Here is a 17,432-nt window from a genome sequence, read left to right on the forward strand (position 1 = left end):
CCGAGCGGTCGTTCTTAAAGACGAGCGCACACGTGCAGGAACTTTGCCATGGTAACATCGACCACCAGCACGACGGCCACGCCGACGCCGACACCCACGCCTACCGCGCAGAGCGCCGTCAACGACGCGACGCAGGCACTGCTGAAGGGGCTGAGCGCGGGCTCCGGCGTCGATACCGGCACGTTGGTCACCTCGCTCGTCTCCGCGCAGTTCGCCGCACGGACGGCCGCGTTGAAGACCAAGTCCGACACGATCACCGCGCAGATCTCGGGTGTCGGTACGCTCAAGAGCACGATGACCGGCTTTTCGACCGCGCTCGCCAATCTGGTGAAGGGCGGCAGCTTGCAGACTCAGCCGACCAGCTCGAACGCTGCAATCCTGTCGGCCACCGCGCAGTCGGGCGCCAAATTGTCGGGGCTGTCGTCGAGCATCACGGTAACGCGCCTCGCCACGGGACAAGTTGCGCGGACGACGACACCGGTCGCCGCGGCGGATCGCACCACATCGCTGAACACCGGTGCGCTGACGCTGACCATCGGCGGCAAGGACACGGCGATCGACGTCGGCGACGGCAGCATCGACGCGATCGCCGCAGGTATCAACGCGTCCAAGACCGGCGTCACCGCCTCGGTCGTGACCGACGCGAACGGCGGCGCGTATCTCTCGGTCAAGGGCGCGACCGGCAGCGCCAACGCCTTCACGCTTAAGGGAGAGAAGGGCGACGCGCTCGACATCGGCGGCAGCACGGCGACGAAGACCAGCCTCGTCTCCACCGCGCAAAACGCGCAGTTGACCGTAGACGGGATCGCCGTCGAACGCCCGAGCAACACCGTCAGCGACCTTGTGACCGGCGTGACGCTTCAACTCAACAGCGTCTCCACCGTCCCCGTTTCTCTCACCAGCACGCCCCCGACCGACGCGCTGACGCAAGCGATCAACGATGTCGTCACGACCTATAACGAGGTCCTGAAGACGATCACCGAACAGACCGATCCGATCACCGGCAATCTTCGCGCGGATCCCGCCGCGAAATCGTTGCTGCGGTCGTTGCAGGCCCTGGTGTCGAAACCGCTGGTCGGTGGCGCGATTGCCGGGCTTCCGCGGTCGCTGTCGGAGATCGGCGTCGCCACCAACACCGACGGTACGCTGAGGGTCGATTCCGCGCTGCTCGCCAAGCAACTGGCGGCGAACCCCGACACGATCGAGGCGATGTTCGCGCCGTCGGGCACCAACGCGCTCGGCCTGTCCGCGACGCTGACGGCGTTGACCACCAGCGCGACCAGCACGGTCACCGGTCTCGGCGCATCGACCGTGCGCTACACTGCGGCGGAGGCCGATGTCGCCAAGCAGCAGGACAAGGTCACCGACCAGTCCGCACAGCTGACCACGCGCCTGACGCAGCAATATGCCAGCATGAATTCGCGCGTGTCGGCGTATAAATCGACGCAGACCTTCCTCACCAACCAGATTGCCGCGTGGAACAAGGATTCGTGACCTACGCCAGCACGTTGATGCGCGACCCGTTCGCGACCTATCGCCAGATCGACGCGGTCGGCCAGACCGCTACGGCGGACGGCCCTGCGCTCGTCCAGTTGCTCTACAAGGAACTGGTCGCCGCCCTGCGCGCTGCCGCCTGGGCCTGCGAAAAGCGCAAGTTCGCGATCAAGAGCGAGCGGATCACGCGCGCTACCGCGATCCTGTTCGCGCTCGAAGCCGGGCTCGACTTCGAGAAAGGCGGCCAGGTCTCGGAAACGCTCGCACGACTATATGGCGGCGCGCGGAAAACCGTGATCAACGCCTCGCTCGGCCACGACCCGCAGCCGTTCCGCGACTCTGCCGACATGCTCGACGAGATCGCGCAGGCGTGGCGGACCGCCAGCGCCGCGTAGACGCTACCGCTTGAACCAGTGTCGCATGGCGAAATAGGCCACGACGCCGACCGCGATCAGCACGCAGGCTCCGGCGATCGCGTCGAACGCCCACGGCTTCTCGGCATAGGGCAGGCCCTTCACGTTCATGCCGTACAGGCCGGTCAGGAACGTCAATGGCAAGAACACCATCGCGGCGATCGAGATGATCAGCGAGCGGTTGTCGATCTGTTCGGCGCGCAGGTCCGTCAGCGTCTCGTGGATCAGCGCCGAGCGTTCGCGGATCGATTCCAGCTCCTCCGCCATCCGCGCGGCGCGGTCCGCCGCCGCCGCCAGATGCAGCCGGTCGTCGTCCGCGAGCCAGTCGCCGGGTAGCGCGGCGAGCTTCTCCAGCGCCGCGCGTTGCGGACTGAGGAAGCGTTTGTAGCCGATCGCCGCGACGCGCACCTTGCTGACCGCGCGGCGCAGTTCGAACACGCGGTTGGCGTCGAGCTGCTCCTCGCAATCGTCGAGCTCGTCGCCGAGCGTCGCCACATCGGGATCGAGATCGGTGGTGATCGCGGTGGCGAACGCGGCGATCAGGTCGCCTGGATCGCGCACCTCGTGGTGCTCGACCATCTTCTCGACCTCCGCGACCGCGATCAGCGGCTTCCGCGTGACCGAATAGACGCGGCCCTTCACCGCCCAGATCCGCACCGACGCGAGCAGGTCGGACGTGTCGAGCTCCTCCTTCGATCGCCCGCGCAGATTGAGGAACGCGCCATCGCCAACCGCCTCGCAGCGCGGCCGGGTCTCGGTCGCGGTGAGCGCGTCGACGACATAGTCGAGCAGCTTGGCCTCGTCGCGCAGCCAGGTCTGCGCATGCTCGGCGGTGGTCGACAAATGCACCCAGACGAGGTCGGCGGTGCAGGTGAGCGCTTCCTTGACGTCGACGCGGGTCGCTTTCCCATCGACGATCCGGAATGCGAAACCGCTCATCGTGCCATCTCGACTTCGACCGACAGGCCCGTGCCGGGATCGGTGGGCATAACCGCGCACAGCCGTGCGGCATCGGCACGCGCGCGGTCGAGGATCGCCGTGGGTACGTCGGCGCCGTGATAGACCCGGTCGGCGCTGGCGAGCGCGCGCGCCTGGCGTAGCGTCAGGTCCTCGGGGTCGTCGGACAGCAGAACGAGGGTTATTGCCACGTCGCGCTTTGCAGCGGGCTCGGCGGTTGGGGCCAGCCATGCGTCCACATCGTGTGTCGGCGACAGCGGATCGAGCAGACCGCCCGCCCCCATCGCCGTAGCCAGCGCACGGCGGCGCTCCCCCATATCGGGCCAGCGCTTTCGCAAGGACCCCCGCGCAGCCTGCAACGCCAGCGCGAGCTTGCCGAGATCGGCGGGGATCAGTGCCTCCAGCCGCTGCCGCAACGCCGCCGCCAGCCCGGCCGAAACACCGCTCGTGCCGATCGCGATCAGCACCGGCGCGCGATCGACGATCGCGGGCAGCGTAAAGTCACACAGCGCCGAACGATCGACCGCGTTGACCAGGATGCCGCGCGCCTTAAACCGCGCGACCGCGGCCAGCGCTTCCTCCTCGTCGTCGATCGCGACGATCGCGAGCGAAGCGCTAGCATCCTCCCCGACCACGTCCGCCCCCGCACGATCGAGCAACCGCCGCTTCGCATCCGCCGCCTCGCCCTCGCCGAGCAGAATGACCGGGCGCCCTGCCAGCCTCACGAACAGCGGCAGGCTCTGGAGTATCACCGCTTGAGCCATTCGGGCACGCGCTCGGCGGCCAGGATCGTCTCGGGGTGGATGCGGTCGGCGACCACCGCGAACCGGTCGCCATCGACCAGCACTTCGGGCACCAGCGCGCGGCTGTTGTAGGTCGACGCCATCGTCGCGCCGTACGCTCCGGCGGTACGGAAGATGCCGAGATCGCCCGACTTTACCGCGTCGATATCGCGGCCCATCGCGAAGGTGTCGCCGGTCTCGCACACCGGCCCGGCGATGTTGGCGGTCATCCGATCGCCGGTCGGCGCGACTGCGACGAAGTCGTGATACGCATCGTACATGGCGACGCGCGCGAGGTCGTTCATCGCCGCATCGACGATCACATAGGGGTTCACGACGCCGGGCTTCACCCAGATCACTTCGGTCAGCAGCACGCCGGCATTGCCCGCAATCACGCGGCCCGGCTCAAACATGAGCTCGACATCCCAGTCGGCGGTCGCGCGCGCGACCATGGCGCCATAGTCCGCCGGGCTCGGCAGCACGTCGTCGGGCTTGTAGGGCACGCCGAGGCCGCCGCCGAGATCGACGCGGCTGATCGTGTGCCCCGCCGCGCGCAATTCCGCGACCAACTCGCCGATCCGCGCATACGCAGCCTCGAGCGGCGCGAGGTCGGCGAGCTGGCTGCCGATGTGGATCGCGACACCGCGCAGGTCGAGCCCGTCATGCTTCGACAGGCGGTCGAACATGGCCACCGCCTGGTCGATCGCGACGCCGAACTTGTTCTCCTTGCGCCCGGTCGAAATCTTGGCGTGCGTTCCCGCATCGACGTCGGGGTTCACGCGCAGCACCGCCGGTGCGCGTTCGCCGCGCGCATGGGCGAGCGCGGCGAGGACTTCGCCCTCCTCCTCCAGCTCGAGATTGAACTGGCCGATCCCGGCATCGAGCGCCTGCGCCAGTTCGCGCCGCGTCTTGCCGACGCCCGAGAACACGATGTCCGAGGCCGGGATACCCGCCGCCAGCGCGCGCTGCATCTCGCCCGCCGAGACGACGTCGGCGCCGTAGCCTTCGTCGGCGAGAACGCGGAGCACCGCGACGTTGGGGTTCGCCTTGATCGCATAGGCCAGGTGGACGCGCCCGGCGCCCTTCAGCGCGTCGCGGAACACCTGTGCGTGACGGCGGAAGGTGGCGGTCGAATAGACGTAGACGGGCGTGCCGACGGCCTCGGCGATCGCCGGCAGGGCGACGTTCTCGGCATGCATGACACCGTCACGATAGGCGAAATGATCCATGATTCAGGTCTTCAATTCGGCGGCGGCAGGTCGAACTCGTCGCTGCGGCGCGGCTGGGACGTGGTGAGCAGCTCGTCGCTGCGCTGCGGGCGTTGCTGCGTCGTGGGGGTCAGCAACTGCTCCGGAGTCGGCGGCGTTTTCGCACCGTAAGGCGCAATCGGGAGCGTCTTGCCCTCCGCCGGGACGAGCCCGTCCGCTGCGCCGCAACCCGACAGGGCCAGTGCCAAACCAACGATGCCAAAAAGCCGTTTCATGCTACTTCCCCCCGCGCCGCACGGATCGCAGCGCGCACATTGTCGGGCGCGGTGCCGCCGAAACTGGTCCGGCTGGCGACCGACGCATCGACCGAGAGCACGCCGTACACGCGTTCGTCGATCCGCGCATCGATTGCCTTGAGGTCGTCGATCGGCAGCGCATCGAGCGCGACCTTCCGCTCCTCCGCGAGCTTCACCGCGCGCCCCGTCACATGATGCGCCTCGCGGAACGGGAGCCCCGCCTCGCGCACCAGCCAGTCGGCCAGATCGGTCGCGGTCGCAAAGCCGCTTTCGGCCAGCCCGCGCATCCGATCGGTGCGGAACGTCGCGCTCTCGACCATGCCCGTCATCGCCGCGATCGACAGCGCGAGCAGGTCGTGCGCCTCGAACACCGGCGGCTTGTCGTCCTGCATGTCCTTCGAATAGGCGAGCGGCAGGCCCTTCATCGTCACCATCAGCGCGGTCATGCAGCCGAGGATGCGTCCGGCATGCCCGCGGACCAGCTCGGCAGCATCGGGATTGCGCTTCTGCGGCATGATCGAGCTGCCGGTCGACCATTGATCGCTGAGCGCGACGAACCCGAACGGCTGCGACGCCCACAGCACGAACTCCTCGGCGAGCCGAGACAGGTGTAGCGAGGTCTGCGTCGCGGCAGTCAGGTATTCGATCGCGAAATCCCGGTCGCTGACCCCGTCGAGCGAGTTGGTCATCGGCCCGTCGAAACCGAGTGCGACGGCGGTCATCGCGCGGTCGATCGGAAAGCCCGTGCCCGCCAGCGCAGCCGAGCCCAGCGGCGATCGGTTCATCCTTGCGCGGGCATCCGCGAACCGCCCGACGTCACGCGAAATCATCGCGTGATACGCCATCAGGTGATGCCCGAGCGTGACCGGCTGCGCGGACTGCAAATGCGTAAAGCCCGGCATCACGCTCGCCGCATGCTCTTCCGCCCGCGCAAGCAACGCCGTCTGGAACCCGGCGAGCGCCGCCAGCGCCTGGTCGATCGCATCGCGCACCCAAAGGCGAAAATCGGTCGCGACCTGGTCGTTGCGCGAGCGTGCGGTGTGCAGCCGCCCCGCGACCGGCCCGATCGCATCCGCCAGCCGCGCCTCGGTCTGCATGTGGATATCCTCGAGGACCAGATCCTCCGCGACGCCGTGCTCGGCATAATGCGCCGCGACCGTGTCGAGCCCCGCCGAGATCGTCGCGACATCCTCGGCCGATACGATGCCCTGTTTCCCGAGCATCGCGACATGCGCCTTCGAGCCCGCAATATCCTGCTGCCAGAGGCGCTTGTCGAAGGGAATAGAGGCGTTTATCTCGCGCATGACCGCTGCCGGCCCCTCGGCGAACCGCCCGCCCCACATCGAATTGGAACCGTCCATGTTCTCGCGTCCTGTGTTCAATTCGCGCCCCATCATCTGTTTCGTCGGGATGGGCCTGCTGGTCGCCGGCTGCGATAGGAAATCGCCCGCGCCGGAGCAAGCAAACGTCGTCGCCACCAACACCGTGTCTGCCGACGAGGTTACGTCCGGCCCAACCCCCGACGAAGCGACCGGCCCTGCCGCCAGCACCGAAAAGCTCGACCGCAGCCACAAGGGCGAGACCGGCCCAACGGTCGCCTTCACCGCGCCAGACGGCAAGTCCGTCACGCTCGCATCGTTCAAGGGCAAACCGTTGCTGCTCAACATGTGGGCGACCTGGTGTGCGCCGTGCGTAGCGGAAATGCCGACGCTCGATGCCGCCGCCAAGTCGCTGGCCGGCAAGGTTCAGGTGATCGCGGTCAGCCAGGATATGCAGGGCGCGGAGAAGGTGACGCCGTTCTTCGCCGAAAAGAAGTTCTCGACGCTCAAGCCGTATCTAGACCCGAAGCTCGGCCTCAGCCTCGCCTATCAGGCGAACCTGCCGACCACGATCCTGTACGATTCGGCGGGCAAGGAAGTGTGGCGGATGACCGGCGGCTATGAATGGAACACGCCCGCCGCCGCAAAGCTGATCGCCGAGGCATCGTAACGCGTTGATCCGGCTCGGGGATCTTGAACAGGGTGTGCCGACCCGCCTTGGTGACGAGCCAAAGGTTGATGGCGGGCCGGCACACCCCTCTAACGCGTCCGGCTATGCCGAAGGTGTAAACAACATCGAAATGCGATGAACCGAGTAACGCCCATACTGGCGGGCGAGCGCATAAGGGTCGTCGTGCGGCAACCTACCAGTAGCGGCTACCCGGCACGCCCTTGAACGGTCCGGCGAGATCGGCGGTGATCCAGCCGCCGTAAACTCGCCGGGCTGTGGAATGACGCGTTCGCCATCGACGAAGCACCCGTCGAACGGGCCTGCATAGAACGCTATGTGGTCGCGCAAAGCTGCAAACGCGGGCGTCGGCGACGGATAGCTCCAGGCGACATCGCGCAGGACATCGCCCGCGATCTCGACGTCGTAATAGACCGCGTTGCCCTTCCATTCGCAGAAGGATTGCCGCGTTGAACGCCTGAGCGCCGACATCAGGATATCGGAGGGCGGAATATAATAGCTCGGCGGATGGCTCGTCTCGATCGTGCGGACGCTGTGCCGCGTGTCGGCGAGCGTCACCCCGCGGTGCTCGATCAGGACATGACGATCGCTGCGCTGCGCGATCGCCGGACGCGGATAATCCCAGACGCTTTCCTGGCCCGGTCGCGCGGTATCGGGAACGACCGGCCTCATGCGGTGCGATCAACTTTCCGGGCGAACGACTGCAAGCGAGGTCGGACGTGGAGAAACGCCCGATACACCCGTTCGAGACCAGCCAGGACGACCGGATTGCGCGCTGCCAACCCGAGTGGTCGCAGCAGCGGGATGGCGCGCCACATCGCTGCGAAGGCCGCGGCGCCGGACAGCATCCGGTCCCCTTCGCGCGCATGGAACCGCGCCAGCATCGCAGCTCGATCGATCGGACAGCTCGTGTCGCCGTTGCTGGCATCGACGAAATCGATCGCGCTACGTCGATCGAGACGACGCATCAGCGCGATCTCGCGTCGGCACAGCGGACATCCGCCATCATGCCAGACCGTTAGGCGGGTCATGCCTTGCCCGGGCCGTCGGACCGGTTCCGCTCCCAGATGCGCTCGGCAAGCAAGGTCGCGAACCCGAGCCAGGCGACGAACGGGACCGCAGTCGCCGCTGCGGTGCGATCGACCTTGGCCGCGGCTGCGACATAACCGGCCCCGCTCGCGATCATGGCGGCCGACGCGACCGCGCTGGGGCCGAGCGCCTTGCGTCGGAAGAACAGTTCGGTCCAAACGCCGACCATGCCCGTGTTCAGCAACCAAAGTCCGACAGCGAGGTTGCGCGGCGCATCGGCGGGACGACGCAACAACCGATAGCCGCCGACGGCGAGGCCAGTCTCCAGAACCGGCCATACCGCGCCGAACGCGGCGTCGGGCGGCGTGTAAGCTGGTTTATCGAGTCGTTTGTACCAGCGTCGAATACCGGGATGCGACGGGTCGGGCGCGTTACGTCGCCCGAGCACCGCGCTGGCGCCGAGCACCCCCATGACGACCGCAAGCGCAGCCGGACGGGACAGGCCACCGCCACGTTCGTCCGTGATCGCATCGCTCGGTTTCTGGGTCATGCTCGCCGTCCTAATCCCCGGGCACGCCGCCCGCTGACATCACAGCGAAGCAGCGGCCGCGACGTTCCGTGGCCAGCGCGGCGATCGTCACCGTCGTAGCTTCAGGATGCCCGTAGCTTGCTCCTCTCCCGTTCAGACCCGGTACGACCTACGCCGCGAACTCTTCGGGCAGAAAGCGGTCGGCGACGATCTCGAACTGGTCGCCGTCGACCAGGACCTGTGGGCTTAGCGGGCGGCAATTGTAGCTCGATGTCATCGCAGCACCGTACGCCCCGGTCGCATGAAAGACCGCAAGATCGCCGCGGCGAACCCGGTCGATATCGCGGGCGAGCGCGAACACGTCGCCGCTTTCGCAGATCGGTCCGGCAATGTTCGCGACCATGCGTTCGCCGTCCGGCGCGACGGCTTCGAAGCGGTGGAAGGCATCGTACAGCGCTGGTCGAGCCAGGTCGTTCATCGCGGCATCGACGATGACGAAGGGGCGGTCCGCCCCGGGCTTTACCCAGATCACCCGCGTCATCAGGACGCCGGCGAGTCCTGCGACCACCCGGCCAGGCTCGAAGATAAGGTCGACATCCCAGTCGCGCGTCACCCCAGCGACCATGGCGGCATAGGCGTCGAGGGTCGGGACCACGTCGTCGACACGGTAGGGGATGCCGAGGCCGCCGCCGAGATCGACGCGGGTTATGCCGTGGCCCCGGGCGCGCAGGTCGATCACCAGCGAACCGATGCGCTCGTACGCGGCCTCCAGCGGAGCAAGATCGTGGAGCTGGCTGCCGATGTGGAGCGCGACCCCGACCAGATCGAGCCCATCGAGTCGTGACAGGCGATCGTACATCGCGGGCGCATCGGCGATCGCCACGCCGAACTTGTTCTCGCGCTGGCCGGTAGAGATCTTGGCATGCGTGCCGCCATCGACGTCGGGATTGACGCGCAAAACCGCGACCGCCCGCTTGCCACGCGCCTGGGCAAGCGCGGCGAGCACCCGCCCCTCCTCCTCGAGCTTGAGGTTGAACTGTCCTATGCCGGCGTCGAGTGCGTCGGCGAGTTCCCGATCGGTCTTGCCAACGCCGGAGAAGACGATGTCCGATGCGGCGATACCGGCTCCGAGCGCGCGGCGCATCTCTCCGCCCGAGACGATGTCGGCACCGAAGCCGCAGCCAGCCAGAAGATGCAGCACCGCGCTGTTCGGGTTTGCCTTGACCGCGAACGCCGTTCGCGTCCGCGGCAGGATCGACAGCGCCGCCGTGAAACGCCGGGCCGCGTCGCGCAGCGCAGCTGCCGAATAGACGTGGACGGGCGTACCGACTGCGTCGGCTATGGCCGGCAACGGCACGCCTTCGGCACACAGGCCACTGTCCCGCCGATCGAAATACGTCATGATGATCCTGGAGGCTCGAGGTCAGGGATGCGGTTGATCGAGTCGGCGGCGATAGCGGCGGACGCGGACGGCATGGATCACTTCGGCGGTTCGTGCATGACCGTGGCGTTCGGCGCGAAGTGCGATGATGACCCGCTTGCCGTTGATCGCCAGTGTCAGGCCTAGCAATGCGAAGGGGAATACGAACATCGCGCGTGCCGAGCCGTCCATCGCAACCGCGACGCTGCACGCGCCCACGCACAATGCCAGGCCGATCCCCCGCCATAGGATGTCACGCTTCGTCATGCTTCGGTACCGACGGCATGCCACGTCACGTTGTCGCCGATGACGATCCGCGCTGCATTCCCCAACGCCGACGCCACCTCTGGCCGCCGGTCTTTCGTCATGCCGTGCCAGATCACGAGATCGGCCGGTAGATCATGCTCCTCACGCAAGGCGGTGACCATGTCCGCCACGTCGAACGTCGTGCCGATCGCAAGGTTGGTGCAACGGTTCGCCGCCGCGCGGGCGCGACCGATCAGCGCGGGCGATCCGTCGATCCCGCGCCCCTCGATCGCCGTGAAACCGAGGGACCGGGCATGATGCACCGCTTGCAGGAGGAGCGAGCCCGCGCCGCAATCGGCATCGACGATGCGGACCGCGTGACGACCGTCTTCGCGCAACGTTGCAAGGGCGGCAGCGATGACCGGCCAACGCAGATCATGAATCGCGGCTTTCGACCCTGGAATCGCGGTTTTGGTCGCGATCTTCGGGCTTGGGCCGGGGTGAAGACGGTTCAGGCGAGTTTGCGTGTTCATTGCCATCGCTTCCGTCATGCCGCCCGCGGCAGTGCGCGCTCGTCGCGCCCAACGGGGGCGAACGAAATGACCGGGATCAGCGGCGCGTTGGCGATCTCGACGCTCGCATGATAGATGTCGCGCTCGGCCTGGGCGTAGCTCATCGCCGCGCCGTAGGAGATGAAACGCCCTTCGAGGTTGCGCCTGCTGTCCTGCACGAGCCAATGCCCTGCACGATCCTGCCCGACATAGATGACGAGCCCAGCAGGATCGGGTTCCGATATGGTTTCAGACGACATGTCGCCTCATTGCCTTTCGTATCGCGAGCGTCGTGCCCGCGCTCATGATCTACGAGCCGCGACATAGCGCTGCGAGATCGATCCCCGCGGATCGCATAGTGCGCGCATAGTGTTGCCTTCGCTTCACCGCGTTTGGGCGGGCGGAGGCCATGAACACAGCGGCGCATTGACCTGCTGGTACCGACTACGGGTGACGAGAAATCGGCGCGCGTGACTCGGCGATGGACTCGATAGCGCTGTGCCGAGGGATTGTCGGTCAGTACACGCGCTGCAACCCCTGAAGGCGAAACCAAGCGCTACTGACGTGGCGACTATCGGCGCAATATAGCCAACGCAGCGTCAGGATCATCGGCATCACGACCAAGAGCGGGCTGTTCCAAACCAACGGCACAGTGTCGCTGTATGGCTGCGACCACGATACGACCAAACCGAGCTTTACCTATGGCGGCTCGAACGATGCCACACACTATTTGGTATCGGACGACTATTGCCACGAAGCGCTCGGGAGCGGCGTCGGCGTGGGTGCAGCATTATGGCCACGTCGCGACGTGTTTTCGGTGTTGGCAAGGCGTTCGGTTAAGTCGTCAAGTTGCGAAGGGCGTCATCCTGCTGCCCCTGGCCGGCACTACCCCTTCGGTCGCTCCTTACGCGCAAGACGAAGCGCGATCAGGCCCGCTAACAGCGTCGCGAGAACAACTGTCCGATCAGCAATTCGAAGTTGGACAGGCTGCGCTTCAGCGGCTCAACGGCACGATGTCGCCGAAACCATAGCCTTGATCGTCGTCAGGCTGGAACAGGTGAACGCGGCATACAATACAGTTGCGACGTGCAGATTGAAGGCGGACGCGCCGAGCGCGTGCCAGAGGCGATAGTGAATCCCCATTTCTTCAGCGTTCGCGTGGCAGTTTGTAGCTCAACTTGTCCCTGCAACTCGTTCGACAACCACGCGGATCGCCTCCCGACTAAGGGGGGCCGCATCGATCGAGTTGTGGATGCCGACACCCTCGATCAGTGCATCCAGCGCACGCGCGGTCAGCGGGTCGAAAAAGCGACCGAGCGCGACGCGGCTGCTGTCCATCCACTGTTGCATCACTGCCGTGACCGGGGGCTGCCGCGCGGCAAAGGCATAGAGTTCATAGCTGAGCAGCAACGTGCGTGGTTCGGCCCAGACCGAGTCGGCGATGATATCGATGATAGCTTCCACCGCCTCTCTCCGATCGGCGGCCCTCTCCAGACGCGCCTTGAATGCCTCCGAAGCCTGTGTTGCCAGTTGTAGAAAGGCGGGGGGAAGACGTAAGCCTGAAACACGTTCTGTCATTATTGGCGGGCGCGTCGGGCACGAGCCACAATTCGCCGCTGCTTGAGGTGGAGCTTTCCAACCTCACGCAAAATCTTCTGGGCGGCCTTGTCAGTCCCATCCTAATGGACATGATCTCGGACCGCGAAGCGGAACTCGCGCGGCTGTCGGCTCAGACTGTCAGCGCGACGGCGCGCAAACCCGCGGATATCCTGCCGCCTCCGGTTCTGCTGGAGCGTTTCAGCCAGAAGGTAACCGCGCTCCGGACGTCCCTAGACGATGTAACTATCCGTTCCGAGGCCGCGTCTGTCCTCGCGACACTCATCGAGAGCGTAACGATCTACCCGAACGGCGAGCATGGTCCGGAGGCGGAGGTGGTGGCGAAGGTGTCGGATTTGCTGGCCTGGGCCACAAACGACAACGCCGCCCGTAAGGGCGGCGATCGTAGTTCTATAGAGTTGGTTGCGGGGACAGGATTTGAACCTGTGACCTTCAGGTTATGAGCCTGACGAGCTACCGGGCTGCTCCACCCCGCGACACTTCGCTGTTGCGAAGGAGGGNTGGTTGCGGGGACAGGATTTGAACCTGTGACCTTCAGGTTATGAGCCTGACGAGCTACCGGGCTGCTCCACCCCGCGACACTTCGCTGTTGCGAAGGAGGGTATGGGACGTTGTGAATGGGTTTTTGATATGTTGCGTGCTTGCATGTTGCACGGGCTTCAATGCCTGGCGACGACCTACTCTTCCATCGCTTGAGCGATAGTACCATTGGCGCAGTCGGGTTTCACGGCCGAGTTCGGAATGGGATCGGGTGGGACACCGACGCTATAGCCACCAGGCAATGGAGCCGGTGCGACATGCGTTTGCGTTCATATCTGGGTCCCTCGGGCTTCGCATTGCTGCGAAGCCCGAGGGTTTAAAATCGATACCGTGCAAGGTTTGTAGTGGTATTCGACCAATCCCTCGACGGCGAGGGGATTGGCAATCTGGCGTCGTCTTAATCATCCGCACGCATCGTTTGTCGCTACTGGTTTCCCAGTGTTGTCATTGATGGTGTGAGACTCTCAAGCGCGAATAGAGCAATTAGTATCGGTTAGCTCCATGCGTTACCGCACTTCTACATCCGATCTATCAACGTCGTGGTCTCCGACGGCTCTATGAAATCTTATCTCGAGGGAGGCTTCCCGCTTAGATGCTTTCAGCGGTTATCCCGTCCATACATAGCTACCCAGCTGCGCTCCTGGCGGAACGACTGGTACACCAGAGGTATGTTCAACCCGGTCCTCTCGTACTAGGGTCAACTCCTCTCAAATTTCGACGCCCACGGCAGATAGGGACCAAACTGTCTCGCGACGTTCTGAACCCAGCTCACGTACCACTTTAATTGGCGAACAGCCAAACCCTTGGGACCTGCTCCAGCCCCAGGATGTGATGAGCCGACATCGAGGTGCCAAACAACCCCGTCGATATGAGCTCTTGGGGGTTATCAGCCTGTTATCCCCGGCGTACCTTTTATCCGTTGAGCGATGGCCCTTCCACGAGGGACCACCGGATCACTATGACCGACTTTCGTCTCTGCTCGACTTGTCAGTCTCGCAGTCAGGCGGGCTTATGCCATTGCACTCTAACAGACGGTTTCCGACCGTCCTGAGCCCACCATTGCGCGCCTCCGTTACTCTTTAGGAGGCGACCGCCCCAGTCAAACTACCCGCCACAGAGGGTCCCTGTTCCGGCTTACGGAACGAGGTTAGACATCAGAAACAAACAGGGTGGTATTTCACCTATGGCTCCACATCAGCTGGCGCCGATGCTTCAAAGCCTCCCACCTATGCTACACAGTTTCTTCCTAATGCCACTCTGAAGCTGCAGTAAAGGTGCACGGGGTCTTTCCGTCTAACCGCGGGTACTCCGCATCTTCACGGAGAATTCAATTTCGCTGAGCATGTCCTGGAGACAGTGGGGAAGTCGTTACGCCATTCGTGCAGGTCGGAACTTACCCGACAAGGAATTTCGCTACCTTAGGACCGTTATAGTTACGGCCGCCGTTTACCTGGGCTTCATTTCAGAGCTTGCACCCCTCCACTTAACCTTCAGGCACCGGGCAGGCGTCAGGCCCTATACGTCGTCTTGAAGCCGACTTAGCAGAGCCCTGTGTTTTTGCTAAACAGTCGCTACCCCCTGGCCTGTGCCCCCTCAAAGTGCTTGCGCATAGTGAGGGCCTCCTTCTTCCGAAGGTACGGAGGCAATTTGCCGAGTTCCTTCAGGACACTTCTCTCAAGCGCCTTGGTATACTCTACCTGACCACCTGTGTCGGTTTCGGGTACGGTCTATACGGTGGGGCTATTTCCTGGAACCATTTCGAAGCCATCCCAATCCGATAAGGGATGACAACACACATGATCCGTCACACACCACCAGGCCCACGAATATTAACGTGGTTCCCATCGACTACCCCCTTCGGGCTCGTCTTAGGGGCCGGCTCACCCTGCGCGGATTAGCCTTGCGCAGGAACCCTTGGTCTTTCGGCGAGAGGGCATCTCACCCTCTTTATCGCTACTCATGTCTGCATTCGCACTTCCGATACCTCCACGACCCATTACCAGATCGCTTCACAGGCTTACGGAACGCTCCGCTACCGCGTACCACATAAGTGGCACACCCTAAGCTTCGGCACGTATCTTGAGCCCCGTTACATCTTCGCCGCAGGACCTCTTGTTTAGACCAGTGAGCTGTTACGCTTTCTTTAAAGGATGGCTGCTTCTAAGCCAACCTCCTGGTTGTTTTGGAAGTCCCACATGCTTTCCCACTTAGATACGATTTGGGGGCCTTAGCTGTAGGTCAGGGCTGTTTCCCTTTTGACGACGGACCTTAGCACCCGCCGTCTGTCTCCCGCATATCACTCTTAGGTATTCGGAGTTTGGTTAGGTTTGGTAGATCTCGCGACCCCCTAGCCCATCCAGTGCTCTACCCCCTAAGGTGTTCGTGCGAGGCACTACCTCAATAGTTTTCGCGGAGAACCAGCTATTTCCCGGCTTGATTGGCCTTTCACCCCTAAACACAACTCATCCGGTAACTTTTCAACGTTAATCGGTTCGGACCTCCAGTGCATGTTACTGCACCTTCATCCTGGTCATGCCTAGATCGCCGGGTTTCGGGTCTAATACATCAAACTCTGGCGCCCTATTCAGACTCGCTTTCGCTGCGCCTACACCTATCGGCTTAAGCTTGCTTGATACATTAAGTCACAGACCCATTATGCAAGAGGTACGCTGTCAGGCCATAAAAGCCCTCCAACTGCTTGTAGGCAATCCGTTTCAGGTACTGTTTCACTCCCCTCATCGGGGTGCTTTTCACCTTTCCCTCACGGTACTAGTTCGCTATCGGTCACATACGAGTATTTAGGCTTGGAGGGTGGTCCCCCCATGTTCAGACAGAATTTCACGTGTTCCGCCCTACTCGAGTCCTGAATTCTCACTTTCGTATACGGGGCTGTCACCCGCTATGGCGTCACTTTCCAGAGACTTCTACTAGTTGAAATTCAGGCACTGGCCTGGTCCGCGTTCGCTCGCCACTACTAACGGAATCTCGGTTGATGTCTTTTCCTCCAGCTACTGAGATGTTTCAGTTCGCCGGGTTCGCTTCACGAAGCCTATGTATTCAGCTAAGTGATACCTAACCTAATTAACTCGACCTGTGCGTTACCGCGCAGGTAGAATTAATCGGGATAGGTGGGTTTCCCCATTCGGAAATCGTCGGGTCAAAGCTTGCTCACAGCTCACCGACGCTTATCGCAGCGTGCCACGTCCTTCATCGCCTGTATGTGCCAAGGCATCCACGAATTGCCCTTACCTCACGCTTGAGAGTCCACACCACCAACGACATCACTGGGTGCCTCCAGAGGAGGTCACCAACTCGGCAGAGCAGTGCGCGTTGGCCTTTGTCAGGTGCGGATGATTATAATCTCAGCCAGATTATTAGTTATGATGATGTCGATATCTGGAGCCTCGAACTGCCCGTTGAGATCGCCTTGCACAGAAGTGCCCTGCGAACCGCCGAAGCAATCCTCGTCTCCAAAATCGAGCACCTCACGGCATCGATTTTAAAAAACCCATTCACAATGTCAAATACGGGTCGTCTCGACCCAATCACCGTGCTCTCGCACGGCGAACCGTTTCTCTTCATCTCTAGGTTGTGGCTGATGGTGCGTTGCTCGCGAGCCCGTCAGTCGCGGCGAAGCCGCGCCTTATGGGCGCGCTTCTCAGCGCTGGCCGTTCTTGTCAAAGTGCGCGGCAGCTTTGCTGCCTCGTCTCTTTGACTGCGAAATGGTGGAGCCTATCGGGATCGAACCGATGACCTGATGCTTGCAAAGCAACCGCTCTCCCAGCTGAGCTAAGGCCCCAAACGCACTTGTGTGTGGTGGGCCTAGGTGGATTCGAACCACCGACCTCACCCTTATCAGGGGTGCGCTCTAACCAACTGAGCTACAGGCCCACACCCGCTGCGCCCGTCAGACGCAGCAGAACTGCGCCTTATCGGGCCCCCATCAAAGTACTACTTTGATGGGACCCAGGGGCGCGCTTCGCGCGCTGGCCGAGCTTGCCCACAGCCAAGACAACAGATGCTGTCTCGTCTTATGGACTAACCTAGTGATGAAGGGACATGAGGACGGCGGCTAATGTTCTTTGGAATGGAAGAAGCTCTTCCGACAGGGTGGCACCATAAGATGCGGGCCTGTCAGCGCTTTCTGCCGATATCCTTAGAAAGGAGGTGATCCAGCCGCAGGTTCCCCTACGGCTACCTTGTTACGACTTCACCCCAGTCGCTAAACCCACCGTGGTCGCCTGCCTCTCTTACGAGTTAGCGCAACGCCTTCGGGTGAATCCAACTCCCATGGTGTGACGGGCGGTGTGTACAAGGCCTGGGAACGTATTCACCGCGGCATG

16 protein-coding genes, 4 tRNA genes, 3 rRNA genes and 1 pseudogene (1 of these 24 only partly in view) are annotated in these 17,432 nt (G+C 63.3%); 4 read left to right on the forward strand and 20 right to left on the reverse strand.

What is annotated here, in order from left to right:
* The first annotated feature begins 48 nt into the window (after positions 1-48).
* The gene (fliD, locus tag ASE82_RS08950) at positions 49-1,494 is read left to right on the forward strand and encodes a flagellar filament capping protein FliD (RefSeq protein ID WP_056061638.1); all 1,446 of its coding nucleotides are present in this window, start codon (positions 49-51) and stop codon (positions 1,492-1,494) included.
* Entirely contained in the window at positions 1,476-1,889 is a 414-nt protein-coding gene (locus ASE82_RS08955; RefSeq protein WP_335337806.1) for a flagellar export chaperone FliS, read from the forward strand. Before fliD ends, ASE82_RS08955 begins: the two co-directional genes overlap by 19 nt.
* A 3-nt stretch (positions 1,890-1,892) precedes the next feature.
* Here ASE82_RS08955 and ASE82_RS08960 read toward each other — a convergent pair whose 3' ends face one another.
* Genes ASE82_RS08960 through argH form a run of 5 tightly spaced genes read right to left on the reverse strand, consistent with a single transcriptional unit; the run spans position 1,893 to position 6,493 of the window.
* A complete protein-coding gene (locus ASE82_RS08960) occupies positions 1,893-2,846 on the reverse strand; it encodes a zinc transporter ZntB (protein ID WP_056061640.1) in 954 nt (317 codons plus the stop codon).
* Positions 2,843-3,616: a precorrin-2 dehydrogenase/sirohydrochlorin ferrochelatase family protein gene (locus ASE82_RS08965; protein WP_056061898.1), complete on the reverse strand. Its 774-nt coding sequence runs from the start codon at positions 3,614-3,616 to the stop codon at positions 2,843-2,845. Before ASE82_RS08965 ends, ASE82_RS08960 begins: the two co-directional genes overlap by 4 nt.
* On the reverse strand, positions 3,613-4,875 hold the full coding sequence (gene lysA, locus ASE82_RS08970) for a diaminopimelate decarboxylase (RefSeq protein ID WP_056061642.1): 1,263 nt from the start codon (positions 4,873-4,875) through the stop codon (positions 3,613-3,615). Before lysA (ASE82_RS08970) ends, ASE82_RS08965 begins: the two co-directional genes overlap by 4 nt.
* An 11-nt stretch (positions 4,876-4,886) precedes the next feature.
* Entirely contained in the window at positions 4,887-5,129 is a 243-nt protein-coding gene (locus ASE82_RS08975) for a hypothetical protein (protein ID WP_056061645.1), read from the reverse strand.
* Complete coding sequence (gene argH, locus ASE82_RS08980; protein ID WP_082441407.1) at positions 5,126-6,493, reverse strand: argininosuccinate lyase; 1,368 nt, start codon at positions 6,491-6,493, stop codon at positions 5,126-5,128. Before argH ends, ASE82_RS08975 begins: the two co-directional genes overlap by 4 nt.
* Before the next feature lie 16 nt (positions 6,494-6,509).
* On the opposite strand from argH, the gene ASE82_RS08985 reads away from it, so the two are divergent.
* Positions 6,510-7,139, forward strand: a complete 630-nt coding sequence (locus tag ASE82_RS08985; RefSeq protein WP_056061651.1) for a TlpA family protein disulfide reductase — start codon at positions 6,510-6,512, stop codon at positions 7,137-7,139.
* Positions 7,140-7,332: 193 nt separating this feature from the next.
* On the opposite strand, the pseudogene ASE82_RS08990 reads toward ASE82_RS08985, so the two are convergent.
* From ASE82_RS08990 to ASE82_RS09045, 12 genes and pseudogenes are all read right to left on the reverse strand, one after another.
* A pseudogene (locus ASE82_RS08990) lies at positions 7,333-7,829 on the reverse strand (DUF427 domain-containing protein).
* Positions 7,826-8,188: a thiol-disulfide oxidoreductase DCC family protein gene (locus tag ASE82_RS08995; RefSeq protein ID WP_056061654.1), complete on the reverse strand. Its 363-nt coding sequence runs from the start codon at positions 8,186-8,188 to the stop codon at positions 7,826-7,828. The pseudogene ASE82_RS08990 and the gene ASE82_RS08995 overlap by 4 nt, the downstream one beginning before the upstream one ends.
* Positions 8,185-8,736, reverse strand: a complete 552-nt coding sequence (locus ASE82_RS09000; protein WP_056061657.1) for a TspO/MBR family protein — start codon at positions 8,734-8,736, stop codon at positions 8,185-8,187. The genes ASE82_RS08995 and ASE82_RS09000 overlap by 4 nt, the downstream gene beginning before the upstream one ends.
* A gap of 148 nt (positions 8,737-8,884) precedes the next feature.
* Positions 8,885-10,117 carry a diaminopimelate decarboxylase gene (gene lysA / locus ASE82_RS09005; RefSeq protein WP_056061660.1) on the reverse strand — a complete coding sequence of 411 codons (1,233 nt, stop codon included), beginning with the start codon at positions 10,115-10,117 and terminating at the stop codon, positions 8,885-8,887.
* Between the two features lie 21 nt (positions 10,118-10,138).
* Positions 10,139-10,402, reverse strand: a complete 264-nt coding sequence (locus ASE82_RS09010; protein ID WP_056061665.1) for a hypothetical protein — start codon at positions 10,400-10,402, stop codon at positions 10,139-10,141.
* A complete protein-coding gene (locus ASE82_RS09015; RefSeq protein WP_235524628.1) occupies positions 10,399-10,914 on the reverse strand; it encodes an SAM-dependent methyltransferase in 516 nt (171 codons plus the stop codon). Before ASE82_RS09015 ends, ASE82_RS09010 begins: the two co-directional genes overlap by 4 nt.
* 14 nt (positions 10,915-10,928) lie before the next feature.
* On the reverse strand, positions 10,929-11,192 hold the full coding sequence (locus tag ASE82_RS09020; protein WP_056061667.1) for a hypothetical protein: 264 nt from the start codon (positions 11,190-11,192) through the stop codon (positions 10,929-10,931).
* A gap of 913 nt (positions 11,193-12,105) precedes the next feature.
* Positions 12,106-12,510 (reverse strand): TetR/AcrR family transcriptional regulator, encoded by a 405-nt coding sequence (locus ASE82_RS09025; RefSeq protein ID WP_147420654.1) that lies wholly within the window; start codon positions 12,508-12,510, stop codon positions 12,106-12,108.
* 438 nt (positions 12,511-12,948) lie between these two features.
* Positions 12,949-13,025, reverse strand: a tRNA-Met gene (locus ASE82_RS09030).
* A 25-nt stretch (positions 13,026-13,050) separates the two neighbouring features.
* Positions 13,051-13,127, reverse strand: a tRNA-Met gene (locus tag ASE82_RS09035).
* Between the two features lie 86 nt (positions 13,128-13,213).
* Positions 13,214-13,328 (reverse strand): 5S ribosomal RNA (rrf, locus tag ASE82_RS09040).
* Positions 13,329-13,552: 224 nt separating this feature from the next.
* A 23S ribosomal RNA gene (locus ASE82_RS09045) occupies positions 13,553-16,348 on the reverse strand.
* Between the two features lie 78 nt (positions 16,349-16,426).
* Here ASE82_RS09045 and ASE82_RS19395 point away from each other — a divergent pair.
* A complete protein-coding gene (locus ASE82_RS19395; RefSeq protein WP_162236719.1) occupies positions 16,427-16,804 on the forward strand; it encodes a hypothetical protein in 378 nt (125 codons plus the stop codon).
* An 8-nt stretch (positions 16,805-16,812) separates the two neighbouring features.
* On the opposite strand, the gene ASE82_RS09050 is transcribed toward ASE82_RS19395, so the two are convergent.
* From ASE82_RS09050 to ASE82_RS09060, 3 genes are all read right to left on the reverse strand, one after another.
* Positions 16,813-16,888: transfer RNA gene (locus ASE82_RS09050), tRNA-Ala, on the reverse strand.
* A 15-nt stretch (positions 16,889-16,903) separates the two neighbouring features.
* Positions 16,904-16,980, reverse strand: a tRNA-Ile gene (locus ASE82_RS09055).
* Between the two features lie 269 nt (positions 16,981-17,249).
* A 16S ribosomal RNA gene (locus ASE82_RS09060) occupies positions 17,250-17,432 on the reverse strand; it runs 1,304 nt beyond the window's last position.
* Together the 16S, 23S and 5S rRNA genes with 4 tRNA genes alongside form the textbook arrangement of a ribosomal RNA operon.

It is taken from the genome of Sphingomonas sp. Leaf230, from assembly GCF_001421745.1.
Lineage (GTDB): Bacteria > Pseudomonadota > Alphaproteobacteria > Sphingomonadales > Sphingomonadaceae > Sphingomonas.

What these genes read in the sequence shown, in the direction of transcription:
- ASE82_RS08960 (WP_056061640.1), bottom strand. Translation starts at nt 2,846, where the DNA reads ATGAGCGGTTTCGCATTCCGGATCGTCGATGGGAAAGCGACCCGCGTC.
- ASE82_RS08975 (WP_056061645.1), bottom strand. Translation starts at nt 5,129, where the DNA reads ATGAAACGGCTTTTTGGCATCGTTGGTTTGGCACTGGCCCTGTCGGGT.
- argH (WP_082441407.1), bottom strand. Translation starts at nt 6,493, where the DNA reads ATGTGGGGCGGGCGGTTCGCCGAGGGGCCGGCAGCGGTCATGCGCGAG.
- lysA (WP_056061642.1), bottom strand. Translation starts at nt 4,875, where the DNA reads ATGGATCATTTCGCCTATCGTGACGGTGTCATGCATGCCGAGAACGTC.
- ASE82_RS09010 (WP_056061665.1), bottom strand. Translation starts at nt 10,402, where the DNA reads ATGACGAAGCGTGACATCCTATGGCGGGGGATCGGCCTGGCATTGTGC.
- ASE82_RS09020 (WP_056061667.1), bottom strand. Translation starts at nt 11,192, where the DNA reads ATGTCGTCTGAAACCATATCGGAACCCGATCCTGCTGGGCTCGTCATC.
- ASE82_RS09015 (WP_235524628.1), bottom strand. Translation starts at nt 10,914, where the DNA reads ATGAACACGCAAACTCGCCTGAACCGTCTTCACCCCGGCCCAAGCCCG.
- lysA (WP_056061660.1), bottom strand. Translation starts at nt 10,117, where the DNA reads ATGACGTATTTCGATCGGCGGGACAGTGGCCTGTGTGCCGAAGGCGTG.
- ASE82_RS09000 (WP_056061657.1), bottom strand. Translation starts at nt 8,736, where the DNA reads ATGACCCAGAAACCGAGCGATGCGATCACGGACGAACGTGGCGGTGGC.
- ASE82_RS08985 (WP_056061651.1), top strand. Translation starts at nt 6,510, where the DNA reads ATGTTCTCGCGTCCTGTGTTCAATTCGCGCCCCATCATCTGTTTCGTC.
- fliD (WP_056061638.1), top strand. Translation starts at nt 49, where the DNA reads ATGGTAACATCGACCACCAGCACGACGGCCACGCCGACGCCGACACCC.
- ASE82_RS08995 (WP_056061654.1), bottom strand. Translation starts at nt 8,188, where the DNA reads ATGACCCGCCTAACGGTCTGGCATGATGGCGGATGTCCGCTGTGCCGA.
- ASE82_RS09025 (WP_147420654.1), bottom strand. Translation starts at nt 12,510, where the DNA reads ATGACAGAACGTGTTTCAGGCTTACGTCTTCCCCCCGCCTTTCTACAA.